The organism is Rathayibacter sp. AY2B3 (genome assembly GCF_002931755.1).
GTDB lineage: Bacteria > Actinomycetota > Actinomycetes > Actinomycetales > Microbacteriaceae > Rathayibacter.
In genome coordinates this window covers 1-26,330 of sequence record NZ_PSUG01000002.1, presented here as the reverse complement: position 1 = coordinate 26,330, position 26,330 = coordinate 1, and the positions used below count along the sequence as shown (strand labels likewise).

Here is a 26,330-nt window from a genome sequence, read left to right as displayed (position 1 = left end):
CCTCCGCGCGTCGCCGCGCTGGGAGGGGACCCCTCAGCCGCGCACCGCTCCCGCGCCGCCCGTGTCCAGCACGAGGTCGGCGTGGTCCCGGGGCTGCTCCCGAGCGCAGTAGGAGCGGAAGTCGCGGTCCCACGCGTCCCAGTGCGGAGCGAAGAGCTCGCCGTCGCGGTCGAGCGCACGCGTCCGCCGCACGTCGTCGTCGGCTTCGAGCCAGACCACCAGATCGGCGTGACGGCGCGCGGCGGCGCCGGCCGACCCGCAGCCCTCCAGCACCAGAAGCGTCTCGCGGACGACGCGGCACCCGGCCGTCGTCTCCGCGGCCCAGTTCCAGGGCCGCCAGTGCGCTGCGAGGCCGAGACCGTGGGGGCGGACGAGCGTCGCGGCCGTCTCCCGCGACGCCCGGTCCAGGCCCGTCCAGCCGGGGTAGAGGTCGTCCATCCGCACGAGCACGACGGACGGTGCCGCCGGCACGAGACGGAGCTGCTCGACCAGCGCGCGCGCGAACGTCGACTTGCCGGAGCCGCTCGGTCCGTCCAGCAGCACCGTCCGCCGGCGCCGGGCGATCACGGAGCGGGCGAGGTCGCGCGCCGTCCGATCCGTGAGCGGCGGGATCCGCTCAGCCATGCAGGACGAAGCTCCAGGAGCCGGTGACGACGGAGGCGGTCACGGCGACGGCCGCGATGAGCACCCCGCCCGCGAGCAGCAGGACATCGCCGGATCCGAGGCGCGACTGCCGCGCCCAGGTGCGCGGGATGCCGGAGCCGAAGCCCTTCGCCTCCATCGCCGTCGCGAGTCTGCTCCCCCGGCGGATGGCCAGCACGAGCAGCGAGAACGTGCGGGCCGCGAGGCTGCGGAGCGCCTCGACGGGCCCGCGACCGTCGGCGACCCCTCGGGCCCGGCGGGCCATCGACAGGGTGCGCCAGTCGTCGACGAGCAGGCCGACGAGCCGCATGCCGGCGAGAGCGCCGAGAACGAAGCGCGAGGGCAGGCGCAGGATCTGCGCGAGGCCGTCCGCGAGGTCGGTCGGGTCGGTGGTGGCGATCAGGACCACGCTCGGCAGGCCGATCGCCAGGACGCGCAGCGCGATGGCCAGCCCGAGGGCGACCGATCCCTCCGTGACCGAGACGATGAGGAACTCCGCGTAGACGGCGCCGCTGTCGCGCCCGTAGAGGACCGTCGAGAAGCCGGCGAGCGGAGCCGCGATCCAGACGGGAGCCGTCCGCCGCACGAGCTCTCCCGCGCGGAGCCCTGCGAAGGGCAGAACCAGCAGCTCGAGCGCCAGCGCGGTCGCCGCGGAGACCGCATCCACCGTGAGCAGGAGCGCGAACGCGATCACCAGGCTGGCGAGGAGCTTGGCGACCGGGTTGGCGCGGGCGATCCGGCTGCGCGCGGGAACGGAGTCGAGGAGCGTCATCCCGACACCGCCTCGCGGACGCCGAGGGTGAGGACCGAGTCGGCGAGGGCGGCGACCAGCGCCTCGTCATGGGTGACGGCGAGCACCGCCGTGCCTGCGTCGCGCTGCTCGGCGAGGAGATCGACGAGCACCTCCCAGGTCAGGCGGTCCTGCCCGAACGTCGGCTCGTCGAGGACGAGCACGGACGGTGACCGGGTGAGAGCGGACGCGACGGCCAGTCGCCGCTTCTCGCCTCCGGAGAGGGTGAAGGGGTTGGCGTCGGCGAGGTGCGCGAGGCCGAGCCGCTCCAAGAGCTCCTCCGCCCGATGCCGCTCCGCCTCGTCGCGGGCGCCCAGCGCGAGCTCGGCGCGGACACGGGCGGTGAGGAACTGGTGCTCCGGCTCCTGGAACACCATCGCGATCCGTCCGGCGAGCTGGGCCGAGGTCCAGCGGATCGGCTCGGGGCCCGCACCGGCGCGGAGCGATTCGGAGGCGGTCACCCGCCCCGCGACCGGCGGCAGGAGGCCGGCCAGCGTGAGCGCGAGGGTCGATTTCCCCGCGCCGTTGGGTCCCAGCACGGCCGTGGCCCGCGCGGTGTCGACGGCGAGGTCGAGCCCGGAGGCCACGACGCTCGCGCGGCGGCGCCCGAGAACGGGCCGGCCGATGGCGAGGCCCTGGGCGCTCAGGGCGGCGGGCGACGGCAGCGCGCTCGCGGCGCGCCGGGCGGGGACGTCTCCCGGCAGCCAGACGCCGGAGGCGCGGAGCACGTCGTGCGCCCGATCGAGGACCTCCGCCGGAGCGCCGTCGGCGACGACCGCGCCGTCCCGCCCGAGCACCACGACCCGGTCGACGAGGCCGACCCAGACGTCGACCCGGTGCTCGACGACGATCAGCGTCGCTCCCGTGCGGGCGGCCGTGCGCTCGACCGCCGCCCGCACCTCGCGCACGCCGTCTGGATCGAGGTTGGCGGTGGGCTCGTCGAGGAGCAGGAGCCGCGGACGCATGGCGAGCACACCCGCCAGGGCGAGCCGCTGCTTCTGCCCGCCCGAGAGCGCCGAGGTGGAGTGGTCCAGCGGCACGTCGAGTCCGACGTCGCCGAGCGCCTCCCGCACTCGTCCGGGTATCTCCTCGCGCGGCACGCCGAGGTTCTCGCAGGCGAAGGCGACGTCGTCGCCGACCCGCGCGAGGACCGCCTGGGTGTCCGGATCCTGCAGCACGAGCCCTGCTGCACCGCGCCGGGTGAGCGGCGCCGCTCCGTCGATCTCGAGCTCGCCGGCCGCGGAGCCGTCCTCCTCCCCGCCGAGGACGCCGGCCAGGGCGTGCAGCAGCGTGCTCTTGCCCGCGCCGGACGGGCCGAGGAGCAGCACGCGCTCCCCCGGCTCCAGCGCGAGATCGAGACCGGTGAGGGCGTCGCGGGAGCGTCCCGCGTGCCGCCAGCTCCAGCCCCGCGCCCGGACGGAGGCGCCGCTCATCGAGCGCCCGCGCCGGCTCCCTCGACCGTCCGGCCCTCGCGCCCCGAGGCGAAGCGGTCCAGCGCTCCCGAGGCTGCGAGCCCCCGCACCGCGAACCAGGACAGCAGCCCGGCCAGGAGCGCGCCCGAGACGATCGAGGAGGCGACGTAGACGGTCTTGAACAGCGCGTCGTTGACGGCGTAGTACGACAGCAGGTCGTTGATCGCGAGGGCCAGCCCGGCACCGGCGCCGGCCAGCATCGCGACGAGCGGACGGCCGCTGCGGTAGAGGAAGAGCGCCAGGACGATCTCGGCGCCGAGTCCCTGCACGAGTCCGGAGATCAGCACGGTGAAGCCCCACTGGGTGCCGATGAGAGCCGACACGGCCGCGGCGACCAGCTCGGTGTAGAGCGCCGCTCCGGGCTTGCGGATGATCAGGCCGCCGAGGACACCGGCGAAGAGCCAGCCGCCGCCGAGGAGACCGCCGAGTCCGGGCAGGAACTCGAAGGCGAGGCCGAGGACGTTCGTCGCCAGGCCCCACGCCCAGAAGACGATCCCGCTCGCGACGGCGACGACGCTCGCCACCACGATGTCGACGACCCGCCAGCGCAGATCGCGCCGGGCCGGGCCGGAGGAGGTGAGGTTCTGCGCGTTCGTGTTTCGCGCGTTCGTGTTTCGCGCGTTCGTGTTTCGCGCGTTCGTGTTTCGCGCGTTCGTGTTTCGCGCGTTCGTGTTCTGCGCGTTCGTGTTCTGCGCGTTCGTGTTCTGCACTGACGTGCCCTTTCGTGGAAGCGAATGGAGGGCACGGGTTGGTAAGAGGAGATCGAAACGTTCCTTCGCTGGCATGACCCAGATCAGGTTCGACGGTCGAAGGCTGCTGCCTTCCTCTCAGCCCGGTGCACCGGACTCCCGTGTTCGTCCGCAATCATAGACGTCATGTCGTGGTCGGTGGTCGTCGTCCTGGCCGTGCTGCTGATCGTCCTGCTGCAGGCCCTGCTCTGGCAGCGCCGTGCGCGGATCCGGCGCGAGCTGCTCAGCTACGGCACGCGGGTGCCGGCGCGCGTCGTCGGGCCGGATCCGTCGCGCGGCGACCGCGATTCGGCGCGGGATCTGGGCAGGCTCCTGGTCGTCTACCGGACCGCGGAGGGTGTGGAGAAGCGCGCGCAGAAGTATCCGCTGAGGCGCGGCGACGCGTGGATGGCCGGCGAGCCCGCCGCGGTGATCTACGACCCCCGCCGGCCGGACGACGCCGAGCGGCTGATCGTCGGCTTCGGCCGGACGAAGAAGAAGTGGTACCCCGCGCGCCAGCAGCGCGCCAGCTGACGCGGGGCCGCTCCGACTACTTCTTGAGGGCGCGGATGATGCGCGCGAGGGCCTTGCCGGTCACCCACACGAAGGGGATGCCGACGGCGAGGACCGAGATCACGTTCGGCTGGAACCGCAGGCCGAGGTCGTCCTTGATGTAGGCGCCGATCGGGATGACCGTGGCGCCGCCGCCTCCGCCGCCGCCCTCCTGGCCGTCCTCGGAGCCGCTGCCTCCGCCGAAGCCGAACCAGCGGAGGGCGACGGGGACGAGCGAGACGCCGTCGACGGTGACGGGCTCGCCGTAGATGGTCGCGGTACCCGCGGTGGTGACGGTGTCGGCCAGGGAGACTGCGATGTTGGGCATGGTGCGACGGTACTCCGCGGCTCTCCGCGGCGACAAGCGGCCCGCCGCGGCGCACAGGACTCGTCCATGGACCTCCGGGGACCTGCTGTCATGATCGACGGATGTCCGCCCGCACCCGCCGCCGCCCCGTGCGCTCGGCCGTGGTGGCGGTCGCGAGCCTCGTGCTCGCCGCCTTCCTCGCCTTCCACCGCGCGCTGCCCGATCCGATCGGCTGGCTGTCGGTCCTCGAGGTCGGGATCCCGTGGACGGGGCTGGTCGTGCTGCTCCTCATCGCGGCCGCGGCGGCCCTCCGATCGCGCAGGACGGCGGCCGCGGTCACCGTGCTGGCGATGGTCTACGGCGTGCTGGTGCTGCCGGTCGCGCTGCCGGCGCCGGCCGTGCGGTCCGGCTCCTTCACCGTCGTCAGCCAGAACATCGAGACGAGCGGCGACGCGGGTGAGCTCGCCGCCTCGCTCGCCGCCCGCGGCCCCGACGTGATAGCGCTGCAGGAGCTCGACGGAGACGCCGTGGACGCGGTCGACGCCGAGCTGGCCGACGAGTACCCGTACTCGTCCGTCTCGAGCACCGTCGGCGTCTGGAGCCGCACCGAGCTGACCGCGCAGGAGCCGCTCGACCTCGGTCTCGGCTGGGAGCGCGCGCTCGCCGTCGACGTCGACACACCGGTCGGCAGCGCACGCCTGTTCGTGGTGCACCTGGCCTCGTTCCGGCCGGGCGACCACGAGGAGCGGGACACCATGCTCTCGAACCTCGCCACAGCTCTCCGCGACGACGAGTCGGAGCGGACGCTGGTCATCGGCGATTTCAACACGCCGACGGACGACCACCTCTTCGCTCCGGTACTGGCGGAGGCGGGCCTCGTCCGCACGGGCGGAGTCGGCTTCCCGGCGACGTGGCCGTCGCTGCTGCCGCTCGTCGCGCTCGACCACGCGCTCGCCGACGGCGTCACCGCCGCGACCGTCGCGGTCCTGCCGCCGAACGGCTCGGACCACCGCCCGATCAGTCTGACGATCGGCTCCGCGTAGCGAGCGTGTCGCTGAGGTCGATCCCCTTGGCCGACTCGGGAGCCGACCGCGACAGGAGCGAGGCGGGACGCACGGCTCCGGAGCCGAAGCGGGCGGCCACTCCGTCGACCGCGAGCTCCGCGTCGCGCCAGTCGTCGGAGTCGCTCCACAGGGAGAACGCGACGTCGTCGCCCTCGATGAGCTGCTCGCCGCGCACGCCGATCAGCCGCACGGGCCGCCGCATCGGGTTGGCCGCGTCGAGCAGCGCGGAGGAGGCCTCGTAGAGGACGCGGGCCACGTCCGTCGCCTCGACGAGCGTGCGGGAGCGGGTGAGGGTGCTGAAGTCGCCGAAGCGGACCTTCACCGCGACGGTGCGGCAGCGCACTCCGGATCGGCGCAGGCGCACGGCGACCTTGTCGCAGAGCCGCAGCAGCTCGCGGCGGACGAGCTCCGGATCGGCCACGTCGTCGGCGAAGGTGATCTCGTGTCCGGCGCTCTTCTCGATCTGGCGGGTGTCGACAGGCCGCGGGTCCACCCCGTTCGCCAGGGCGTGCAGGCGCCTCCCGGTCGCCTCGCCGAGGGCGGACACCAGCGACGGCAGCGGAGTGGTCGCGACGTCGGCGACGGTGCGCAGACCGCGGCGGACGAGCGCCTCCTCCGTGCTCGCGCCGACTCCCCACAGCGCGCTCACGGGCAGCGGATCGAGGAACTCGCGGACGCCGTCGGCAGGGACGACCAGCAGGCCATCGGGCTTGGAGCGGCCGGAGGCGAGCTTGGCGACGAACTTGGTGCTGGCGATCCCGACCGAGCACGTCAGCCCGAGCTCGGCGTGCACCCGGCGGCGGATCTCGGTGCCGATCGCGAACGGGGAGCCGGAGATGCGGCGAGCCCCCGCGACGTCGAGGAACGCCTCGTCGATGCTCAGGCGCTCGACCAGCGGCGTGAAGGAGTCGAAGATCGCCATCACGCGGCGAGAGGCCTCGCGGTAGCGCTCCATGTGCGGTTCGAGGACCACGGCCTGCGGGCAGCGGCGGAGGGCGACCGCCATGGGCATCGCCGAGTTGACGCCGTAGCGGCGCGCCTCGTAGGTCGCCGCCGTGACGACCGAGCGCGCCCCGTGGTGGCCGACGATGACCGGCCTCCCCCGCAGATCCGGCCGGTCGAGCAGCTCGACGGAAGCGAAGAACGCGTCCATGTCGATGTGCATGATGCTCGCGCGAGGGTCGTCGAAGGGCTCCGTCGTGACCTGGCGCCCGCTTCCGTCCTGCTTGCTCATGCGGTGCCGTCCTGCTCGCTCACGCCGTGCCGTCCTGCCTGCTCACGCCGCTCCGTCCTGCTCGCACACGATTCCTGCCATGCTCGCACGCACCACCGACATCGGCCGCTCGACCACCGACCCCGGGCCGGCCGGGAATGAGCGCCGACCACTCGCGGTTGACCCGAGCACCACGACGCTCCGGAGAGACCATGACGCACGAGCAGCCCGACTCCCCCACCGCCACCGAGACCGGCGCCGGCTCCGAGATGAGCCGCTGGCTCGATCTGCAGGACCGCGCCCACCGCGCCTTCGAGCTCCGGCTGGGCGCCGTCGAGGACTGGTCGGCCCCCACGCCCGACACCGAGTGGGACACGCGCGCCCTGGTGCTGCACGTCGTCCGCGAGGCGCAGCGCGCGCACACGCTCCTCTCCGGCGGAGACGAGTCGGCGCTGCGCCTCGAGTCCGTCGCCACCGATCTGCGGAGCGAATGGCGCCGCGTGACCGACCGCCTGCGCGTCGTGGTCCGCACCGTCGACCCGGCCGCGACCGTGCAGCTGGGGCGCGACACTGTCAGCGCCGTCGAGCTGCTGCAGGAGCAGACGGCCGATGTGACCGTCCACACCTGGGACCTCGCCCGCGCCACCGGCAGCGACGAGCGGCTCGACGAGGAGCTCGTCGCAGCGGTCTGGGAGCTGTTCGCGCCCCAGGAGGAGACCCTGCGCGCGAGCGGCCTCTACGCCGCGCCCGTGCCGGTCGACGACGCCGCCTCCCTCCAGAGCCGCCTGCTCGCCATCACCGGACGGGACGACCGCCTGGCCGCCTGACGGCCCGGCCCCCGAGCGCCGTCAAGGCCTGGGGCGTCCAGGGACGTCGCGGCAGGATGGGAGTGACCACGAACACGGGGCGACCCGCCCCGACGAGGAGAGGAACATCCATGACACGCATCGCCGTCATCGGAGCCCACGGCAAGGTGGGGCAGCAGATCCTGCACCTGCTCTACGACGCCGGCCACGAGTCGGTCGGAGTGATCCGCAACCCCGATCACGCCGAGGACATCGTCCGGCTGGGCGGCGAGCCGCTCGTGCACGACCTCGAGGACACCACGCCCGAGGCCTTCGCCGAGGCGCTCGGCCACGTCGACGGCATGGTCTTCACCGCCGGTGCCGGACCCGACTCGGGCCCGGAGCGCAAGCGCACCGTCGACCTGGGGGCGTCCGTCCTCAGCCAGAAGGCCGCCGCGATCGTCGGGGTCCAGCACTTCGTCCAGGTCAGCGCCATCGGAGTGGACGAGCCGCTCCCCGAGGACACCGAGGAGGGCTGGAAGGCCTACGTCGAGGCCAAGCGCGACGCCGACGCGGCCCTGCGCGACTCCGGCCTCGACTACACGATCCTGCGGCCGGGAGGACTCACGGACGACGAGGGCACCGGCACGATCACGCTCGGCACCTCCGTCGAGAGGGGGAGCATCCCGCGAGCGGACGTCGCCGCCACGGTGATCGCCGCCCTGGCTCAGCCGACCTCCATCGCGAAGACGTGGGAGATCGTCTCCGGTCCCACCCCGATCGAGGACGCGGTGGCTCAGGGAGCCTGAGCCCCGGCACCTCCTCCTAGAGTGGGGCGGGTGAGCACCCACCCGCCCCGCCCCTGGATCCGCAGCTACGCGCCCGGCGTGCCGACGGAGCTCGAGCTCCCGACCGGCTCGCTCGTCGACATCGTCACCGAGTCTGCCGAGCGCTATCCCCACCAGGTCGCGCTCGAGTTCTTCGGACGTTCGACCAGCTACTCCCGGCTCGCCGACGAGGTGGAGCGGGCCGCCGAGGGCCTGCGCCGCCTGGGCGTCCGCGCGGGCGACCCGGTCGCCCTCGTCCTCCCGAACTGCCCGCAGCACGTCGTCGCGTTCTACGCCGTCCTCCGGCTCGGCGCAGTGGTGGTCGAGCACAACCCGCTCTACACCCCGCGCGAGCTGCGCCACCAGTTCGAGGACCACGGCGCCCGCGTCGCGATCGCCTGGAACCGCGTCGTGCCGACGGTGCAGGACCTCCCGGCCGATCTCGGCGTCGAGACCGTCGTCGCCGTCGACCTCACCCGCGCGATGCCCGCCTCGATGCGCGCAGCCCTCCGCCTGCCGCTGAAGAAGGCCCGGGAGTCGCGCGCCGCGCTGACCGGGCCGGCCCGCGGTGCGATCGAGTGGGAGTCGCTGCTGCGCCGGCGGATCGACCCGGCGCACCCGCGCCCGGTCGCGGAGGACCTCGCGGTCATCCAGTACACGAGCGGCACGACCGGCACACCCAAGGGCGCCGAGCTGACCCACGCGAACCTGACGGCGAACGCCGCCCAGTCGCGCGCCTGGGTGCCGACGGTCCGCCGCGGCGACTGCGTGGTCTACGCGGTGCTCCCCATGTTCCACGCCTACGGGCTGACGCTCTGCCTCACCTTCGCGATGAGCATGGGCGCGCGCCTGGTGCTGTTCCCGAAGTTCGACCCGGAGCTGGTGCTGAAGGTCGTCGAGAAGCACCCCGCCACCTTCCTCCCGGCCGTTCCGCCGATCGCGGAGCGCCTGGCGCGCAGCGCGCAGCAGCGGGGCGTCTCCCTGCGCGGCATCGAGATCGCCATCTCGGGTGCGATGCCGCTCGACCCGGCGCTGGTCGACTCGTTCGAGGCACTGACCGGAGGCACGCTCGTCGAGGGCTACGGCCTCTCGGAGACCTCTCCGGTCCTGATGGCCAACCCGGTCGGTCCGACGCGACGCGCCGGGACGGTCGGGCTCCCGCTGCCCGGTACCGACGTGCGGATCGTCGACCCCGAGGATCCCGACACGGAGGTGGCGACCGGCGAGCAGGGCGAGCTGGTCGTGCGCGGTCCGCAGGTGTTCCGGGGCTACCACCGCAAGCCCGACGAGACGGCCGCGACCTTCACCGGTGACGGCTGGTTCCGCACCGGCGACATCGCGACGATCGACGAGGACGGCTTCGTGCGCATCGTCGACCGGATCAAGGAGCTCGTCATCACGGGCGGCTTCAACGTCTCGCCGTCCGAGGTGGAGGAGGTGCTGCTCCGCCTGCCCGAGATCAGGGAGGTGGCGGTGGTCGGCCTGCCCGATCCGCGCAGCGGCGAGTCCGTGGCGGCGGCGGTCGTCCTGGAGCCGGGCGCGCAGCTCGACGTCGCGGCCGCCCGCAAGGCCGTCCGGGAGGCGCTGACCCCCTACAAGGTCCCCAAGCGGATCACCGTCGTCGACGAGCTGCCGCGCAGCATGATCGGCAAGGTCCTCCGCCGACAGGTGAAGGCCATGCTCACCGACGAGGACTAGCCCGGAACGAGCGGAGGGCCCCCGACCACTGTCCGTGATCGGGGGCCCTCCGCATCGAGGCTAGAAGCCGAAGTCGCCGCCTCCGAAGTCGCCACCGCCTCCGAAGTCGCCTCCGCCTCCGAAGTCGCCGCCGCCGGAGTCGCCCCAGCCGCCGCCGTCTCCGGCGTCCGCGCCGGAGGCGTCCGCCCCTCCCGCATCCGCACCACCGTCGGCCGAGGCGTCTCCCCCGCCGTCACCGCCGGCGTAGTCGCCTCCCGCGTCGGGGAGGAACGCGCCCGCGATGGCCGAGCCGATCGCGAACCCGGCGATCGTGCCGAGCATCGAGGAGGCGAGGACGCCGCCGAAGCCCATGCCGCCTCCGCCGCCGGAGAAGCGCCGCTCCATGAAGCCGGGCTGGCGCAGCTCGCTCCGCGTGGCGGACTGGGCGAGCGTGCGGGGGTCGTCGTCCTTCGGCGCGTCGCCGACGGGGGCGCCCTCGCTGAGCTCACGGAAGACCTGCTGGCGCTGCTCCGGGGTCAGCTGCTCGAACGCCTCGCGGTGCACCTGCTCGATCGCCTCGGGCGGTGCGGTGCGGAGGAGGTACCGGTAGCGCTCGATGGCCCGCTCATCGTCGCTGCGCGGAGACGTCGCCGGCGGGGAGCCGTACTCGGGCCTGCGGTCCGCGGCCTGCGGCGGCGCGTACGTCGAGCGGCGTGCGCTCTCGGGCTGCTCGTCGCGGCCCAGCAGTCGGTCCAGGAATCCCATGATCTCCTCCTCGGCGCCCCACGGACGCACACCGCCACCGTAGGCCTCCCGCCGCTCCAGGTGCTGAGCGTTCTCTCAGAGGCTGCTCGGAGCGGAGGCCGCGGTCACTTCTGCTTCGGGATGACCACCCACATCACGAGGTAGGCGATGATCTGCGGCCCCGGGAGGAGGCAGGAGAGCACGAACAGGAGACGCACCACGAAGGGGCTCCAGCCGAAACGGCGGGCGAGACCGGCACAGACGCCGGCGATGATCCTGCCCCGACGGGGGCGCACGAGAGTAGCCATGCCTCCACTCTGGCGCAGGGCGCCTGAGCGGGACATCCGGGAAACCCCCTAGTCCTGGGCGGGAGTCCCGTCGAGCTCCTCGGGCCGGGACGCCCCCACCGAGCGGGCGAAGGAGGCCGCTCGCTCGGCGTCGGCCTCCGGCCAGACCACGCGGAAGCGCTCGAAGACCACGTCGCCGATGCCGCCCGGTGAGACGCGGGAGAAGTAGCGCCGGTGCCCGTCGAGCCAGGAGGCGCGGGTGCGGTCCCCCTCGCCCTCCGCCCAGGCGAAGGCGTCGTCGACCGAGTCGAGCGGGCCGATCCGCACCTCCTCGATCAGCAGGACCGCACGCGCGGCTCCTTTGCCGTCGCACACGATCCAGTGGTCGCCGGCCGCGGGCGCTCCCTCCTCGGCGAGCGAGGCGGTGGCCGTCTTCACTCCGCGCCGGACCAGTCCCAGCAGCTCGTCGGCCATCTCCGTGCTGTCGCCGAAGGACTCCACCGGTGGGAGCTCCTCCTCGGCGTCCGGACGGGCGGAGCGGTACTCCGCCCAGAGGCGCGCCGCCGAGGCCTCGTCGGGCTCGGGCAGGACCGTCCGCTCCGGAGCGGCGGGCACGAGCGCGACGATGTTCGCACCGGCCAGGGCGGCGGGGTCGTCGGGGTGGTTGTCGGGCGTGGTGACCGTGTCGAAGGGCCAGTGCTGCTGGAGCCAGCGGCGCGCGTAGGCGTCGAGCTCCTCCTCGAGCCGCGACCCGCGGACGGCGGGGACGACCCACCAGGAGGCCTCGGCGGAGTCGCCGCCGCCGGGTCGGACGCTCACAGCGCCCAGCGCCTCGGTGCGGTCGGGGCCGACGAGCAGGAACGCGTGCGCTCTGCCCGCACGCGACTCCTCCTCGAGGCGGAGGAGTCCGCGCACGTCGTCGCCGAGGGACGCCGACGGAAGCGCGGCCGGATCGTCCGCGCGGAGGAGAGCCGCGAGCCACGGCCGCTGCTCGCCGATCACCGCGTGCAGGAGGTCCGCGTCGCTCGAGACGAGCGGTCGCAGGAGCGCTCCCGCCGGCAGCTCGAGCCGCGCGGGAAGGGGCGCGCCACCGGTTCCACCGCTCATGACCCCACCTCCCCGCGCACCGGCTCAGCCGGCCGCGCGCTCCAGGACGAGCTCGCGGACGCGGGCGGCGTCGGCCTGCCCCTTCATGGCCTTCATCACGGCGCCGATCACGGCGCCGGCGGCCTGCACCTTGCCGTCGCGGATCTTCGCGAGCACGTCGGGCTGCGAGGCCAGTGCCGCGTCGATCGCGTCGATGAGCGCTCCGTCGTCCGAGACGACCGCGAGTCCGCGGGCGTCGACGACCTCCTGCGGGGTGCCCTCTCCGGCGATGACGCCCTGGAGGACCTCCCGGGCGAGGCGGTCGGTCAGCGTGCCGCTCTCGATCAGACCGGCGAGCTCGGCGACCTGGGCCGGGGTGACCAGGGAGGCCGGGTCCTCGCCCGCCGCGTTCGCGAGGCGTGCGATCTCGCCGGTCCACCACTTGCGGGCGGCCTGCGGAGCGGCTCCCGCGGAGACGGTCTCGGTGATCTCGACCAGCAGGCCGCTGTTGGCGACGTCCTGGAACTCGAGGTCGGTGAAGCCCCACTCGGTCGTGAGGCGGCGACGGCGGTCGGCGGGCTTCTCGGGGAGCGCGGCGCGCAGCTCCTCGATCAGCTCGGGGCTCGGCACGACCGGGAGCAGGTCGGGCTCCGGGAAGTAGCGGTAGTCGTCGGCGTCGCTCTTGGGCCGGCCCGCGGAGGTGCGGCCGGTGTCCTCATGCCAGTGGCGCGTCTCCTGCGTGATCGTGCCGCCCGCGGCGAGGATCGCCGCCTGGCGCTGGATCTCGTAGCGGACGGCGCGCTCGACCGAGCGGAGCGAGTTGACGTTCTTGGTCTCGGTGCGGGTGCCCAGCTTCTCCTGGCCGATCGGGCGGAGCGAGACGTTCGCGTCGCAGCGGAGGTTGCCGCGCTCCATCTTGGCGTCCGAGATGCCCAGCGCCAGCACGATGTCGCGGATCGTGGCGACGTAGGCCTTCGCGTACTCGGGCGCGCTCTTCCCCGCGCCGTGGATCGGCTTCGTGACGATCTCGACGAGCGGGACCCCCGCGCGGTTGTAGTCCACGAGCGAGTACTCGGCGCCCTGGATGCGGCCGGTGGCGCCGCCGACGTGCGTGAGCTTGCCGGCGTCCTCCTCCATGTGCGCGCGCTCGATCGGGATCTGCACGAGCGAGCCGTCGGCCAGCTCGATCTCGACCGAGCCCTCGAAGGCGATCGGCTCGTCGAACTGCGAGATCTGGTAGTTCTTCGCCAGGTCCGGGTAGAAGTAGTTCTTGCGCGCGAAGCGGCTGGACGGAGCGATCGAGCAGCCCAGGGCGAGGCCGAGGCTGATCGAGTAGCGGACGGCCTGCTCGTTCACGACCGGCAGCGAGCCCGGGAGGCCCAGATCGACCGGGGTCGTGTTCGTGTTGGGCTCGGACCCGAACTCGTTCGGCGCGTCCGAGAACATCTTGGTCTTCGTGTTGAGCTCGACGTGCACCTCGAAGCCGAGCACCGGCTCGAAGGTCTCGAAGACCTCGTCGTAGTCCATCAGCTCGGGAGCGGACGTGTGCGCGGAGGCCATCAGACGGCACCTTCCTCGGTCGCGGAGAGCACGGAGTGGGTCAGGTCGGGGGCCTGCGCGAGCAGCGGGCGGCCCCACTTCTCCTCGAGCAGCGCCTCGAGCGCGGCGCCCACGGTGTAGAGGCGCACGTCCTCCCGGGCGGGGGCGAGGAACTGGACGCCGACGGGCAGCCCGTCCTCGTCGGCGAGGCCGGCGGGGACGGAGATGCCGGGGATTCCGGCCAGGTTCGCCGGGATGGTCGCGACGTCGCCGCGGTACATCGCCAGCGGGTCGTCCAGCTTCTCGCCGAGGCGGTAGGCGGTGGTCGGCGCGGTCGGCGAGGCGATCACGTCGACGTTCGCGAAGGCCGCGTCGAAGTCCCGCTGCACCAGCGTCCGGACCTTCTGCGCGCTGCCGTAGTAGGCGTCGTAGTAGCCGGCCGAGAGGGCGTAGGTGCCGAGGATGATCCGGCGCTTGACCTCGGGGCCGAAGCCCTGCTCGCGGGTCGCGGACATGACCTGCTCGACCGTGCCGCCGCCCTCGGGCGTGACGCGGAGTCCGAACCGGACCGAGTCGAACTTGGCGAGGTTGCTGGAGGCCTCCGCGGGGAGGATCAGGTAGTAGGCGGCGACCGCGTGCTCGACGCTCGGGAGGCTCACCTCGACGACCTCCGCGCCGGCGCCCTGCAGGATCTCGAGCGCCTCGTGGAAGCGCGCGAGCACGCCGGGCTGGAAGCCCTCACCGCCGTCGAGCTCCTTGACCACGCCGATCCGGAGGCCCGTCACGTCGGCGCGGCGCACCGCGTCGGCGAAGGAGGGCCAGGAGTCGCGCAGCGACGTCGAGTCGCGCGGGTCGTGGCCCGCGATGACGTCGTGCAGCAGGGCGGAGTCGAGGACCGTCCGGGAGACGGGGCCGATCTGGTCGAGGCTCGAGGCGAGCGCGATCGCTCCATAGCGCGAGACTCCGCCGTACGTCGGCTTCACGCCGACGGTGCCCGTCACGTGCGCGGGCTGGCGGATCGATCCCCCGGTGTCGGAGCCGAGGGCCAGGGGCGCCTCGTAGCTCGCGACGGCCGCGGCGGACCCGCCGCCGGAGCCGCCGGGGATGCGGTCGAGGTCCCACGGGTTGTGGGTGGGACCGTAGGCGCTGCGCTCGGTCGTCGAGCCCATCGCGAACTCGTCCATGTTGGTCTTGCCGATCGGGACCAGCCCGGCCTCGCGGACCTTGCGCATGACGGTCGCGTCGTAGGGCGGGCGCCAGCCCTCGAGGATGCGGGAGCCGCTCGTGGTCGGCATGTCGTTCGTGACGATGACGTCCTTGACCGCGAGAGGCACTCCGGCGAGCGGGTGCAGCGACTCGCCGTCGGCGCGCCGGCGGTCGATCGCCTCGGCGGACGAGACGGCGCCCTCGCGCGCGACGTGGAGGAAGGCGTGGACCGCCCCGTCGACCGCGTCGATGCGCTCGAGGTGGGCGCGGGTGGCCTCGACCGAGGAGACCGAGCCGTCGGCCAGCTTCTCGGAGAGGGCGGACGCGCTGAGGCGGACGAGCTCGTCGCCGTGCGCGCTCACTGCTCCTCCCCCAGGATCGCGGAGACCTGGAAGCGGCTGCCGTCGTGCTCGGGCGCGCCGGAGAGCGCCTGCTCGAGCGTGAGGGTCTCGCCGACCACGTCGGGCCGGAAGACGTTCTCGAGCGGGATCGGGTGGCTGGTCGCCGGCACCTCGGGCGTGGCGACGGCCTGGACCGCGCGCACGGAGTCGACGATCTGGCCGAGCTCCCTGGTGAGGCTCCCGATCTCGTCGGAAGTGAGGTCGATCCTGGCCAGCTGGGCCAGATGGGCGACCGTGTCGGCCGTGATCTCGGACATGCGTCTCCGTCTGGTGGTTCGGGGGGATTTCCGGCCGCCAGTCTACTCGGCGCACCCGCACCGCCTCCGCCCGCGCCGCCCGCCCGTCAGGAGCCGCCGAAGAGGCTGGCGCCGTGCTTCAGGAGCGCGTCGTACGCCCCCTCGTAGGTGGTCGGCAGGTCCTCGCCGGGCTCGCCGTACCGGGCCAGCAGCAGTCCCATCAGGCCGACGGCGGGCGGGCTCAGCGGCTTGTCGCGGTTCACGTGCGCCGGATGCGCGGGTGCCGCCTCGGGGTTCGGGGGCAGGTACTGCGGCACCGTGGTCGGCCAGTCGCCGATCTGCCGCGGCTCGTCGAGGGTCAGCACCCCGAAGAGGTCGGGGGCGGAGGCGTCGCGAGAGGTCAGCGGCTCGAGGCCGTGCAGGGCGCTGAGGGTCCGGATCACGGCGCCGTGGTGCAGCTCGTCGTGCACGATCGTGCCGGCCCTCGTGTACGCCGAGACGGCGATCGCCGGTACGCGGCAGCCGAGCCGGTCGAAGGCGAAGCCCATCTCGCCCTCGCGGCCGTCGCCCGGCGGAGTCGCCGGCGGCGGGGGGACGTGGTCGTAGAGGCCCCCGTGCTCGTCGAAGGTCGCCAGCAGGAGCGTGTTCACCGCGTTCGAGCCGGTCGTGCTCGCGCTCTCCCGGATCGCCGAGTACACCTGGTGCAGCAGCAGCTCACCGGCGCGGACGTCGGACAGAGCGCTGTCGTAGACGGGCGTGCCGTCGACCTCGTCCTCGTGCAGGACGCCGGTCGGCGGGTGCATGTCGTTGTGGTCGAAGACGAGCCGCGGCTCGAGGAACGCGTAGTCGGGCAGCTCGCCGTTCTCCACGTCGGCGTAGAAGCGGTCCATCGTCGAGAAGTGCGTCTTCCAGTACTTCTCGAGCACCGGCGCATGCAGGAACCCGGTGTACGAGACCACCTGCAGCGCGTCGAAGTAGACCCGCCAGGTCTTCCCCGCCTCCTCGAGGCGGTTGAAGACGGTCGGCGCGTCGGCCAGATCGTCGGCGAGCCACTTCTCGTAGCCGCCGCCCTGCTTGTTCGTGACGAAGCCGTGCGAGGTCGACGCGTGCAGGAAGGAGCGGTTGCAGAAGGTCTGGGAGGGGACGGCGCAGAACCAGTGGTCGAAGACGGCGAACTCGCGGGCGAGGGTGGAGAAGACGGGCAGCATCTCCGGCGAGAAACCGCCCATGATCGTCCGCGCCTCCTCCGCCGTGGGCTCCTGCCCCTTCTTCATCACCCGCAGGTGCTGGACGTAGTCCTCGAGGAAGCCGCTCATCGTCGGGGCGGAGGCGTCGGCGGGCGCGTTGAAGGGCGCGATCATGGCGCCGACGGTGCGGTCGGCGTTCTCGGGCGGATCCACCGTGCCGAAGAGCTGGGTGTTGACGTGCGGGTACTCCTCGCCGGGATCCGGGTCGGGCTGGCGCATCACGGAGTCGGTGGCGCCCTCGTAGACGTGCGTGCCGACGGTCAGGCCCCCGGCGCTGGTGTTCGTCCGCTCGTCGGGGAGGAGGCCCTCGAAGCTCTCGCCCGCGGGCAGGTCGTCCGGTCCGTAGAGGCGCCCCAGAACGTTGTCGAAGGAGCGGTTCTCGAACATGATCACGACGACGTGGTCGAAACCCGGCTCCGCACGGGCGGGCAGTCGCGGCTCCTCCTCGCGACGTCGACCGGAGGCGACGGCCGCGCCGATCGCGCCGCCGGCGAGGGCTCCGGCTCCGACTCCGGCGGCGGCGGTTCCGGCCAGGAAGCGGCGGCGGGAGCGGGAGCGGGGCGCTGCGTCGTCGTGCTCCGAGGGAGTCCGCTCGCTGGTCATCTCCGCCGCCTCTCCTGCGCCGCCTGCGCCTGCTCGGAGTGTAGCGACGCGCCCGGGGCGGCGGCCCGGAGTCGGGCGAGCAGTCCGGCCTCCGGCTCGAGGTCGACGCGGGCGCGGCGGGCCGCGTCGCGGAGGCGCCGCCCGACCGGCGCGGGCGGCGCGAACGCCGGTGCCGTGCGGGGCCAGCGCGCGAGGGGCCGGTCGGGACCGCTCAGGAGTGCGGCCAGCTCTCGGACCTGCGGATCGACGAGGGCGCGGCGCACGCCCGCCCGGGCGCGGACGAGCTGCGCGGGAGCCTCCGGACCGAGCGGCACGCCGATCCGTGCGCCCGAGGGGACCGCAGAAGCCAGCACGAGCGCCGGCACGGTGCCGGGCCGGTCCGCGCTCCCCCGCGCGGTGACGAGGAGCAGCATCCGCCGCCCCGCTCCCTCCCCGGCGCGGACGGCGTCGGCCACGACGTGCAGCAGCTGCTCCGCGAGCCGCGCATCGGCGGATCGATCGGTGCCGGCGGCTGCGGCGTCGGCGAAGTCGGCCGGATCGACGAGGGAGCGCGGCTCGACCAGGACGAGCGGAGGCAGGGTGCCGGCGGCGGCCTCGGCGGCCAGCGCGTCGACGGCCAGGAGGCGCCCGCCACGGGAGCCGGCGGCACCCGGATCGCCGTGGGGCCACTCCGGATCGGCGAGGAGCGTGGTCGAGACGCCCTGCCGCTCGTCGATCGCGAGAGCCCAGCCGGTGCCGGTCTCCCGGGCCGCGTGCAGGGCCGCCGGCAGCGGATCGCGGCCGTCGGCGCGCCAGTCGTCGGCCCGGGCGAAGGCCGTGGCGAGCAGCGCGTGCACCGGCAGCATCTCGGGGGCGAAGCGCGCGCCCGGAGGATCGTCCGGGCCGGGCGCGGTCATCACGGCGTCCGTGCCGCCGGCGAACACCGGGCCGTCCGGATCGTCGAGCGCGCCGAGGACCTGGTCGCGGCTGCGGCCGGCGAAGGAGAGCACGACCAGGTGGTCGATCCGTCCGAGCGCCTCGGCGCTCCGGCGCTCGGCGGCCGTGGGCCGAGCCGCGGCGTCGAGTGCGAGCGACGCGGCGTCGGCGAGGGAGCGGCGCAGGAACGCGCGCCGCTCCTCGCCGCCCGCGTCAGGCATCGGGCCCGGTCGGCTCCTCCGTGGTCGGGGCGGCCGTGTCCGGGACGGCGTCGATCTCCGGGACGGCGTCGTCCTCCGGCGCGTCGGCGGACGCCTCCTCCGGCAGCGCGATCGCGGCCGGTCCCTCGGTCACCAGGAGGTGGAACTCGGCCGCGGTGATGATCCGGAGCCCCAGGGCCTCGGCCTTGCCGAGCTTGCTGCCGGCGCCGGGGCCGGCGGCGACGTAGTCGGTCTTCTTCGAGACGCTCGAGCCGGCCTTGCCGCCGGCCGCGAGGATCGCCTCCTGGGCCCCTTCGCGGGAGTACCCCTCCAGGCTGCCGGTCGCCACGACCGTGAGGCCCGCGAGCACCCCGCCTGCGGCGTCCGCGGCACCGGGACCGGGGTGGCCGGGCGTGGCGAAGCGCACTCCGGCCGCGGCCCAGCGGTCGACGATCTCGACGTGCCAGTCGACCTCGAACCAGGCGATCAGGGCGTCGGCGATGATCCCGCCCACCCCGTCGACCGCGGCGAGCTCGTCGCGGCTCGCTCCGCGGATCGCGTCGAGCGAGCCGAAGTATCCCGCCAGCGCGCGCGCCGCGACCGGGCCGACGTGCCGGATGCTGAGCGAGACCAGCAGGCGCCACAGCTCCTTGGTCTTCGCCCGCTCGATGTTCTCGATCAGCCGGAGGGCGTTGGTGGAGGGCACGGAGGAGGCGTCCCCCGCGAAGGCTCCCGCCTCCGGGTCGACGGCGCCGTCCTTGGCGAGCTGCCGCTTGCGCTTGAAGGGCGTGACGACCTTCGGATCGCCCTTCGCGTCGAGCTTCTGCAGACCCGTCTCGGAGTCGCGGACGACGACCTCGATCGGGAAGAGATCGGCCACCGTGAGCTCGAACAGGCCGGCCTCGGTCCGCAGCGGCGGCTCGGCGGGCACCAGGGGCTGGGTCAGGGCGGCGGCGCTGACCTCGCCGAGCGCCTCGATGTCGAGCGCACCGCGGCTGCCGATGTGCTCGACGCGCCCGCGGACCTGCGCGGGGCAGGACTCCGCGTTGGGGCAGCGCAGGTCGACGTCGCCCTCCTTGGCCGGAGCGAGCGTGGTGCCGCACTCGGGGCACTGCGTCGGCATCACGAACTCGCGCTCGGTGCCGTCGCGGAGCTCCACCACCGGGCCGAGCACCTCGGGGATGACGTCCCCGGCCTTCCGCAGCACGACCGTGTCGCCGATGAGCACGCCCTTCGCCTTCACCACGTCGGCGTTGTGCAGCGTGGCCTGACGCACCTCGGACCCCGCGACCTTCACCTTGGTCATCTGGGCGAACGGCGTCGCGCGGCCGGTGCGCCCGACGCTCACGACGATGTCGAGGAGCGTCGTGTGCACCTCCTCGGGCGGGTACTTGTAGGCGATCGCCCAGCGCGGCGCCCGGCTGGTGGCGCCGAGCTCGTCGTGCAGCTCGAGCTCGTCCACCTTCACGACCACGCCGTCGATCTCGTGCTCGACCGAGTGCCGCTCGCGGCCGTAGCGCTCGACGAAGGCGAGCACCTCCTCCACCGAGGCCGAGACGCGGTTGTGGCCGCTGACCGGCAGTCCCCAGGAGGAGAGCAGGCCGTAGACCTCGGACTGGGTCGAGACCGGCGGGTCCGGCCAGGCGCCGATGCCGTGCACGTAGAGCGCGAGGGAGCCGACGCGCGCCTCGCCCGCACGCAGGTCGAGACCCGACTTCTTGTCGAGCTGCTGGCGGAGGCCGCCGCTCGCCGCGTTGCGCGGGTTGGCGAAGGTCGGGAAGCGCCGGAGCGCGCTCGTGCGCGCCTTCTCCTCCTCGAAGGCGCCGCGGGTGGCGGCGGGGCGGGACGACCACCGGGTCCGCGCCTCCTCGACCGCCTCGTCGCGCAGAGTCTCCTGGAGGGCGTTCAGCTCGGCGAAGGCGGCCACGGGGATGAAGACCTCGCCCCGCACCTCGACGAGTGCCGGGTGGCCCTCGCCGGAGAGGCGCTCGGGGATTCCCGCGACGCGGAGCGCGTTGACGGTGACGTCCTCGCCGGTGCGGCCGTCGCCGCGGGTCGCCGCCGTGACGAGGCGGCCGTTCTCGTAGTGGAGGGAGATCGCGAGGCCGTCGATCTTGAGCTCGGTGAGCCAGGCGACGGGGCGGTCGGCCGAGGCCACCGTCTTCTCGCACCATTCGCGCAGCTCCTCGGCCGAGAACACGTTGTCGAGGGAGAGCATCCGCTCGGCGTGGTCGATCGGAGCGAGGCCCGCTCCGACGATCCCGCCGACGGTCTGCGTCGGCGAGTCCTCGGCGGCGAGCTCGGGGTGCTCGGCCTCGAGCGCGGCGAGCTCGCGCACCAGGGCGTCGTACTCGGCGTCGGACAGCGGCGACGAGTCGGCCGCGTAGTAGTCGTCGCTCGCCGACCGGATCCGCGTCCGAAGCGCCTCGACGCGGGCGGCGGGCTCGACGGCGCTCATCGGAGCACCGCGGCGTCGGCCGCGACCGTGCGGTCGATCGTGCACTGGCCCAGCACGCGGGTGCCGAGGTAGACGACGGCCGTCTGGCCGGGGGCGACGCCGTCGAGCGGCGAGTCCGGAGTGATCACGAGCTCCACCCTGCCATCGACCTGCGACACCACGGCGGAGGCGGGGACCGGGTCGGCGTGGGCCCGGATCTGGACGTCGCAGCGGAAGGGCGCGTCCGCGTCCTCGGGAGCGGCGCCCGCCCAGGTGAACCGCTCGCCGGCGATCTCGCCGATGCGCAGCGCCTCGCGCGGACCGACCACGACCTCGTTGCTCACCGGCCGGACCTCCAGGACGAAGCGCGGCCGTCCGTCGGGCGCAGGGACGCCGAGGTGCAGGCCCCGGCGCTGGCCCACCGTGTACCCGTGGGCGCCCTCGTGGGAGCCGACCACCGCGCCGTCCCGGTCGACGATCGCTCCGGTCTCGGGGGTGACGCGCTCGGCGAGCCAGCCGCGGGTGTCGCCGTCGGGGATGAAGCAGATGTCGTAGCTGTCGGGCTTGCTCGCGACGCTGAGGCCGCGCTCCGCCGCCTCCGCGCGCACGATCGCCTTGGACGGCGTGGAGCCGAGCGGGAACATCGAGTGCCGCAGCTGCTGCTCCGTCAGCACGCCGAGGACGTAGGACTGGTCCTTCGCCTCATCGCTCGCGCGGTGCAGCTCCGGGGTCCCGTCGGCGGCGGTGCGGAGGGAGGCGTAGTGGCCGGTGCAGACGGCGTCGAAGCCGAGGTCGAGAGCCTTCTCGAGCAGGGCGGCGAACTTGATCCGCTCGTTGCAGCGCATGCAGGGGTTCGGGGTGCGGCCCGCCGAGTACTCGGCGACGAAGTCGTCGACGACGTCCAGCTTGAACCGCTCGGAGAAGTCCCACACGTAGTACGGGATGCCGAGGACGTTCGCGGCGCGCTGCGCGTCCATCGAGTCCTCGATCGTGCAGCACCCCCTGCTGCCGGTGCGCAGCGTGCCGGGCATCCTGCTCAGGGCGAGGTGCACGCCCACCACGTCGTGCCCCGCCTCCACCGCGCGGGCCGCGGCCACCGCCGAGTCCACTCCACCGCTCATCGCCGCCAGAACCTTCACCGTGCGAGTCTACGTTTCCCGCGGGCGCGGCCGGCAGGGATTCAGGCGCGCAGCACCGCGCGGTTCGAGAGTCCGGCGCGGGCGGCGCGGGCGTAGGCGCCGGGCAGCGCCGCCAGGAAGGCGTCGACGTCCTCGTCGGTCGAGGTGTGGCCGAGCGTCATCCGGAGCACCCCGCGGGCCTCGTCCTCGCTCCGGCCGAGCGCGAGGACCACGTGCGAGGGCTCCGGGATCCCCGCCGTGCAGGCGGACCCGGTCGAGACGGAGACGCCCGCGGTGTCGAGGAGGAAGAGGAGGGAGTCGCCCTGCGCACCGGGGAAGGCGAGGTGCGCGTTGGTGGCGACCCGGCGCCCGGAGTCGAGGGCGGGCCCGGTCAGGGTCGCGCCCGGCACGGCGGCGAGGACGCCCGCGACGAGCCGGTCGCGCAGGGCGGCCAGGCGCTGCGCCTCCGCCGACAGCTCGGCGTCCGCCTCGACCGCGGCGGCGGCGAAGGCCGCGGCACCGGGGACGTCCTGGGTGCCGGAGCGGACTCCCCGCTGCTGTCCGCCTCCGTGCAGCACCGGAACCGCGCGGGCGTCGCGGGCGAGGACGAGGGCGCCGGTCGCGATCGGCCCGCCGACCTTGTGACCCGAGACGCTGACTGCGGCCAGTCCCGCGCCGCGCCCGGAGCCGGAGGCTCGGCGGATCTCGGCGATCCGCAGCGGCACGTGCCCGAGGGCGGCGACCGCGTCGACGTGGAGGGGGACGCCGGCGCGCGCACAGACAGCCGCGAGCTCGCCGATCGGGTTGATCGTGCCGATCTCGTTGTTGACCCAGAGCACCGTGACCAGGGCGACCGAGCCGGGGTCCTCCTCCAGCGCCGCGGCGAGCGCCTCCGGTCGCAGGCTTCCCTCGTCGTCGAGCGGCAGCCACTCGAGGACGGCGCCCTCGTGCTCGGCGAGCCAGGCGGCGGAGTCGAGGGTCGCGTGGTGCTCCCCCTCGGCGACCAGGACCCGGACGCGGGCCGGATCCTCGCTCCGGCGCTGCCAGTAGAGGCCCTTGACGCCGAGGTTGACCGCCTCGGTCCCGCCTGCGGTGAGGATCACCTCGATCGGCTCGCAGCCGAGCACTCCGGCGAGCGCCGAGCGGGCGTCCTCCAGGCGGCGGCGCGCCTCCTGGCCGGAGCCGTGCACGGAGGAGGGGTTGCCGGCATGGGCGGACGCCTCGGCGAACGCGGCGAGCGCCGAGGCGCGCAACGGGGTGGTCGCGGCGTGGTCGAGGTAGATCACAGCAGCCCTTCGTCCCGCGTCGGGGGCACGGAGGGAGCCGGTGCCCGTCACTACTGTAAGTCGCATGACCTCTCACGATCCCCTGGCCCGGCTCGGCGTGACCGTGGACGATCAGGGCGGTGAGCTGCGGGTCTGGTCCGAGAGCGCGAGCGCCGTCGATCTGCTGCTGTACGACGAGAAGGACTCGACCTGGGTGACCCGCACGGTCCCGCTGGCGCGCGACGACGACGCGGTCTGGTCCGCGCGCTCCGATCTGCTGGCCCCCGGCCGCCGCTACGCCCTGCGCGTCGACGGGCCGACCGGCCCCCGCCACCGCTTCGACCCCCGCCGGCCCCTGCTGGAGCCGTACTCCCGGGGCCTGCACCGGGTGGCGGAGAACGAGTGGCGCTCGGTCGTCGTGGACGACTCGTTCGACTGGGGCTCCTCCTCCCGGCCCGGCACCCCGATGGACCGCACCGTGATCTACGAGGCGCACGTGAAGGGGCTGACCCGGTTGAACCCGGCGCTCCCCGTGGAGCTGCGCGGCACCTACGCCGGCCTGGCGCACGAGTCGACGGTCTCGGCGCTGCTCGAGCTGGGCGTGACGGCGGTCGAGCTGCTGCCGGTGCACGCGTTCGTGTCGGAGCAGCGCCTGCTGCGGCAGGGCCTGACCAACTACTGGGGCTACAACACGCTGAACTTCTTCGCGCCGCACGCCGCCTACGCCTCCTCGACCGCGCAGCGCGGCGGACCGACCGCGGTGCTCCGCGAGTTCAAGGGAATGGTGAAGCTCCTGCACGAGGCCGGCCTCGAGGTGATCCTGGACGTGGTCTACAACCACACAGCCGAGGAGGGGCCGGGCGGGCCGATGTCGAGCCTGCGCGGCATCGACGACGCCGGCTGGTACCGCCAGACGCCCGAGGGCCACTACGTGGACGTCACCGGCTGCGGCAACACGATCGACTTCGGCCGGCCCGCGGCGCAGCGCCTCGCTCTGGACTCGATGCGCTACTGGTCCGGCGAGGTCGGGATCGACGGCTTCCGGCTCGACCTGGCCGCGACCCTCGGCCGGGACGAGATCGCGCACTTCCGGAGCGACCACCCGCTGCTGCGGGCCGCGGTCGAGGACCCGGCGCTGGCCGGCGTGAAGATGATCGCCGAGCCCTGGGACGTGGGCATGGGCGGATGGCAGACCGGGAACTTCCCGGCCGGGTGGTCGGAGTGGAACGACCGCTACCGCGACCGCGCCCGCAACTTCTGGCTCTCGGACATCGACTACGCCCGCCGCGCCGGCACGGCCCCCGTCGGCATCGGCGGCTTCGCCACCCGGCTCTCGGGCTCCTCCAACACCTTCTCGGCGGAGCGGGGACCCCTCGCGTCGGTCAACTTCGTCACCGCGCACGACGGCTTCACGCTCGCGGACCTCGTCTCGTACAACGTCAAGCACAACATCGGCAACGGCGAGTCGAACCGCGACGGAGCCGACACCAACCGCTCCTTCAACCACGGCTTCGAGGGTCCCACCACCGACGAGCGGATCACGCTGGCGCGGCGCAAGGCGATGCGGAACCTCCTCGGCACCCTGCTGCTGTCGGCCGGCGTGCCGATGATCACGGCGGGCGACGAGACCGGGCGCAGCCAGCGCGGCAACAACAACGCCTACTGCCAGGACTCGGACCTGACCTGGGTGCGCTGGGAGGGCCTGGCCGACTGGCAGCTCGCGCTCCGCGCGCACACGCGGACCCTGCTGCGCCTGCGGCGCGAGCACCCGGCGCTGCGTCCCTCCCGCTACGGCAGCGGCGACGCGAGCGAGCCGGGCGCCACGACCATGTCCTGGTTCGACGCCCACGGGCGCGGGATGAGCGAGCACGACTGGACCTCCGCCGCCAACCGGACGCTGCAGTACCTCGCGGCCTCGACCCCGGTCGAGGGCGACCCGGACCGCGTCCTGCTGGTGGTGCACGGCGTCGAGCAGGACACCACGGTCGTGCTCGCCGAGGGCGAGGGGGTCACCGGCTACACGCGCCTGTGGAACAGCGAGGAGCCGGAGCCGCTGGAGCACGGCGAGTCGTTCGAGCCGGGGCAGGTCATCCGCGTGGCCGGCACCTCGATGCAGCTCTTCGCCGCGCACGGGCCGGCGGCCGAGCTGGACGCCTGATGGCGCGGAGCGGACCGGGGACTCCGGCGACCGTCGCGCTGACGGCGGCGGGCGTCCCCTTCATTCCCCGCCAGTACCGGCACGACCCGGCCACGACGCGCTACGGGCTCGAGGCGGCCGAGGCGCTCGGCGTGGAGCCGGAGCGCGTGTTCAAGACGCTGATGGTCGACGTGGACGGCGAGCTCGTGGTGGGCGTCGTGCCCGTCACCGGCTCGCTCGGGCTGAAGGAGCTCGCGGCCGCGGTCGGGGGCAGGCGGGCGGCGATGGCCGATCCAACGCTCGCCCAGCGCCGGACCGGCTACGTGCTCGGCGGCATCTCGCCGCTCGGGCAGAGGACGCGGCACCGCACGGTGATCGACGAGACCGTCGAGCTCCACGACACGGTGCTCGTCTCGGGCGGGCGCCTGGGCGAGCTCTCGCCGGAGGACGTCTCGGTCGAGGTCGTCTACGGGACGACGTCCGCCGACGGCTCGCTCACCGAGGTCGGCCATCACGAGCTCGAGGTGGTCGAGGAGTCGGGCGCCGTGGTGCCGGCCGACGCGGTGGGGCGCGTGCCGTACGCCGGAGTGGTCACCCTCGACCGCAGCGGCTCCTTCGGCTACACCGTCCGCGTCGTGCCGCGGCACCCGCTCCTGGCCCGCTCCGCCGAGCTCGGGCTGACCGCCGCCGCCGGCTGACCCCGCACCATCCCTCTCCGCGAGATGCCACTCCGGCACGCGTTCGTCGGCGTGTCGCGTACTCAAGTGGCATCTCGCGAGCGGAGGACAGGGGCGGGGCCGCGGCACGACGCGGACGGTGTAGCCGAAGGAGCCGCTGCGGTCGAGGGTGACC

Annotated in this window: 23 protein-coding genes, 1 pseudogene and 1 riboswitch; of the genes and pseudogenes, 7 read left to right on the top strand and 17 right to left on the bottom strand. The window is 73.8% G+C overall.

Annotated elements, in window-relative coordinates:
* Nucleotides 1-33: 33 nt before the first annotated feature.
* The 4 genes from C5C24_RS01360 to C5C24_RS01345 are packed head-to-tail and all read right to left on the bottom strand — an operon-like array spanning nucleotide 34 to nucleotide 3,614.
* Nucleotides 34-624, bottom strand: coding sequence for an AAA family ATPase (locus tag C5C24_RS01360; RefSeq protein WP_146082489.1), 591 nt, complete (start codon nucleotides 622-624; stop codon nucleotides 34-36).
* A complete protein-coding gene (locus C5C24_RS01355; RefSeq protein WP_104304116.1) occupies nucleotides 617-1,414 on the bottom strand; it encodes an energy-coupling factor transporter transmembrane protein EcfT in 798 nt (265 codons plus the stop codon). The genes C5C24_RS01360 and C5C24_RS01355 overlap by 8 nt, the downstream gene beginning before the upstream one ends.
* Nucleotides 1,411-2,865 (bottom strand): ABC transporter ATP-binding protein, encoded by a 1,455-nt coding sequence (locus tag C5C24_RS01350; RefSeq protein ID WP_104280538.1) that lies wholly within the window; start codon nucleotides 2,863-2,865, stop codon nucleotides 1,411-1,413. Before C5C24_RS01350 ends, C5C24_RS01355 begins: the two co-directional genes overlap by 4 nt.
* Nucleotides 2,862-3,614, bottom strand: a complete 753-nt coding sequence (locus tag C5C24_RS01345) for an ECF transporter S component (RefSeq protein ID WP_374955316.1) — start codon at nucleotides 3,612-3,614, stop codon at nucleotides 2,862-2,864. Before C5C24_RS01345 ends, C5C24_RS01350 begins: the two co-directional genes overlap by 4 nt.
* 43 nt (nucleotides 3,615-3,657) lie before the next feature.
* Nucleotides 3,658-3,765: riboswitch (TPP riboswitch) on the bottom strand.
* A gap of 14 nt (nucleotides 3,766-3,779) precedes the next feature.
* On the opposite strand from C5C24_RS01345, the gene C5C24_RS01340 reads away from it, so the two are divergent.
* A complete protein-coding gene (locus tag C5C24_RS01340; protein ID WP_104304115.1) occupies nucleotides 3,780-4,166 on the top strand; it encodes a DUF3592 domain-containing protein in 387 nt (128 codons plus the stop codon).
* Nucleotides 4,167-4,182: 16 nt separating this feature from the next.
* On the opposite strand, the gene C5C24_RS01335 is transcribed toward C5C24_RS01340, so the two are convergent.
* Nucleotides 4,183-4,512, bottom strand: a complete 330-nt coding sequence (locus C5C24_RS01335) for a hypothetical protein (RefSeq protein ID WP_104223724.1) — start codon at nucleotides 4,510-4,512, stop codon at nucleotides 4,183-4,185.
* Between the two features lie 101 nt (nucleotides 4,513-4,613).
* Between C5C24_RS01335 and C5C24_RS01330 the strand changes: the two genes are divergently transcribed.
* The gene (locus C5C24_RS01330; protein WP_104280537.1) at nucleotides 4,614-5,534 is read left to right on the top strand and encodes an endonuclease/exonuclease/phosphatase family protein; all 921 of its coding nucleotides are present in this window, start codon (nucleotides 4,614-4,616) and stop codon (nucleotides 5,532-5,534) included.
* Here the strand turns inward: C5C24_RS01330 and dinB are convergent.
* Entirely contained in the window at nucleotides 5,509-6,789 is a 1,281-nt protein-coding gene (gene dinB, locus C5C24_RS01325) for a DNA polymerase IV (RefSeq protein ID WP_104304114.1), read from the bottom strand. The two genes, C5C24_RS01330 and dinB, sit on opposite strands and share 26 nt — an antisense overlap.
* Before the next feature lie 191 nt (nucleotides 6,790-6,980).
* Here dinB and C5C24_RS01320 point away from each other — a divergent pair, with 191 nt between their 5' ends.
* The 3 genes from C5C24_RS01320 (at nucleotide 6,981) to C5C24_RS01310 (ending at nucleotide 10,078) form a co-directional block, all read left to right on the top strand.
* Nucleotides 6,981-7,595 carry a TIGR03086 family metal-binding protein gene (locus C5C24_RS01320; RefSeq protein WP_219812806.1) on the top strand — a complete coding sequence of 205 codons (615 nt, stop codon included), beginning with the start codon at nucleotides 6,981-6,983 and terminating at the stop codon, nucleotides 7,593-7,595.
* A 110-nt stretch (nucleotides 7,596-7,705) separates the two neighbouring features.
* Nucleotides 7,706-8,362, top strand: a complete 657-nt coding sequence (locus tag C5C24_RS01315; protein WP_104276022.1) for an SDR family oxidoreductase — start codon at nucleotides 7,706-7,708, stop codon at nucleotides 8,360-8,362.
* Nucleotides 8,363-8,392: 30 nt separating this feature from the next.
* A complete protein-coding gene (locus C5C24_RS01310; RefSeq protein WP_104304169.1) occupies nucleotides 8,393-10,078 on the top strand; it encodes a long-chain-fatty-acid--CoA ligase in 1,686 nt (561 codons plus the stop codon).
* Between the two features lie 60 nt (nucleotides 10,079-10,138).
* On the opposite strand, the gene C5C24_RS01305 is transcribed toward C5C24_RS01310, so the two are convergent.
* From C5C24_RS01305 to C5C24_RS01255, 11 genes are all read right to left on the bottom strand, one after another.
* A complete protein-coding gene (locus tag C5C24_RS01305; protein WP_104304168.1) occupies nucleotides 10,139-10,822 on the bottom strand; it encodes a hypothetical protein in 684 nt (227 codons plus the stop codon).
* Nucleotides 10,823-10,926: 104 nt separating this feature from the next.
* A complete protein-coding gene (locus C5C24_RS01300; protein ID WP_104223873.1) occupies nucleotides 10,927-11,109 on the bottom strand; it encodes a PspC domain-containing protein in 183 nt (60 codons plus the stop codon).
* Between the two features lie 48 nt (nucleotides 11,110-11,157).
* The gene (locus C5C24_RS01295) at nucleotides 11,158-12,195 is read right to left on the bottom strand and encodes an ASCH domain-containing protein (RefSeq protein ID WP_104304113.1); all 1,038 of its coding nucleotides are present in this window, start codon (nucleotides 12,193-12,195) and stop codon (nucleotides 11,158-11,160) included.
* Between the two features lie 24 nt (nucleotides 12,196-12,219).
* Nucleotides 12,220-13,734 carry an Asp-tRNA(Asn)/Glu-tRNA(Gln) amidotransferase subunit GatB gene (gene gatB / locus C5C24_RS01290; protein WP_104280535.1) on the bottom strand — a complete coding sequence of 505 codons (1,515 nt, stop codon included), beginning with the start codon at nucleotides 13,732-13,734 and terminating at the stop codon, nucleotides 12,220-12,222.
* On the bottom strand, nucleotides 13,734-15,281 hold the full coding sequence (gene gatA, locus C5C24_RS01285) for an Asp-tRNA(Asn)/Glu-tRNA(Gln) amidotransferase subunit GatA (RefSeq protein ID WP_104276018.1): 1,548 nt from the start codon (nucleotides 15,279-15,281) through the stop codon (nucleotides 13,734-13,736). Before gatA ends, gatB begins: the two co-directional genes overlap by 1 nt.
* On the bottom strand, nucleotides 15,278-15,577 hold the full coding sequence (gene gatC / locus C5C24_RS01280; protein ID WP_104226848.1) for an Asp-tRNA(Asn)/Glu-tRNA(Gln) amidotransferase subunit GatC: 300 nt from the start codon (nucleotides 15,575-15,577) through the stop codon (nucleotides 15,278-15,280). Before gatC ends, gatA begins: the two co-directional genes overlap by 4 nt.
* 86 nt (nucleotides 15,578-15,663) lie before the next feature.
* Nucleotides 15,664-17,406: an alkaline phosphatase family protein gene (locus C5C24_RS01275; protein WP_104304112.1), complete on the bottom strand. Its 1,743-nt coding sequence runs from the start codon at nucleotides 17,404-17,406 to the stop codon at nucleotides 15,664-15,666.
* The gene (locus tag C5C24_RS01270) at nucleotides 17,403-18,542 is read right to left on the bottom strand and encodes a hypothetical protein (protein ID WP_104280534.1); all 1,140 of its coding nucleotides are present in this window, start codon (nucleotides 18,540-18,542) and stop codon (nucleotides 17,403-17,405) included. The genes C5C24_RS01275 and C5C24_RS01270 overlap by 4 nt, the downstream gene beginning before the upstream one ends.
* Nucleotides 18,535-20,979, bottom strand: a complete 2,445-nt coding sequence (gene ligA, locus C5C24_RS01265) for an NAD-dependent DNA ligase LigA (RefSeq protein WP_104304111.1) — start codon at nucleotides 20,977-20,979, stop codon at nucleotides 18,535-18,537. The genes C5C24_RS01270 and ligA overlap by 8 nt, the downstream gene beginning before the upstream one ends.
* Nucleotides 20,976-22,097: a tRNA 2-thiouridine(34) synthase MnmA gene (gene mnmA / locus C5C24_RS01260; protein WP_181110256.1), complete on the bottom strand. Its 1,122-nt coding sequence runs from the start codon at nucleotides 22,095-22,097 to the stop codon at nucleotides 20,976-20,978. The genes ligA and mnmA overlap by 4 nt, the downstream gene beginning before the upstream one ends.
* Nucleotides 22,098-22,138: 41 nt before the next feature.
* Nucleotides 22,139-23,362, bottom strand: a complete 1,224-nt coding sequence (locus C5C24_RS01255) for a cysteine desulfurase family protein (RefSeq protein ID WP_374955315.1) — start codon at nucleotides 23,360-23,362, stop codon at nucleotides 22,139-22,141.
* A gap of 64 nt (nucleotides 23,363-23,426) precedes the next feature.
* Here C5C24_RS01255 and glgX point away from each other — a divergent pair, with 64 nt between their 5' ends.
* Together glgX and C5C24_RS18280 are read left to right on the top strand one after the other, a co-directional pair.
* Nucleotides 23,427-25,499, top strand: coding sequence for a glycogen debranching protein GlgX (gene glgX, locus C5C24_RS01250; protein WP_104304109.1), 2,073 nt, complete (start codon nucleotides 23,427-23,429; stop codon nucleotides 25,497-25,499).
* A pseudogene (locus C5C24_RS18280) lies at nucleotides 25,499-25,930 on the top strand (aminoacyl-tRNA deacylase); the annotation flags it as partial. The gene glgX and the pseudogene C5C24_RS18280, both read left to right, overlap by 1 nt.
* Nucleotides 25,931-26,330: the final 400 nt, after the last annotated feature.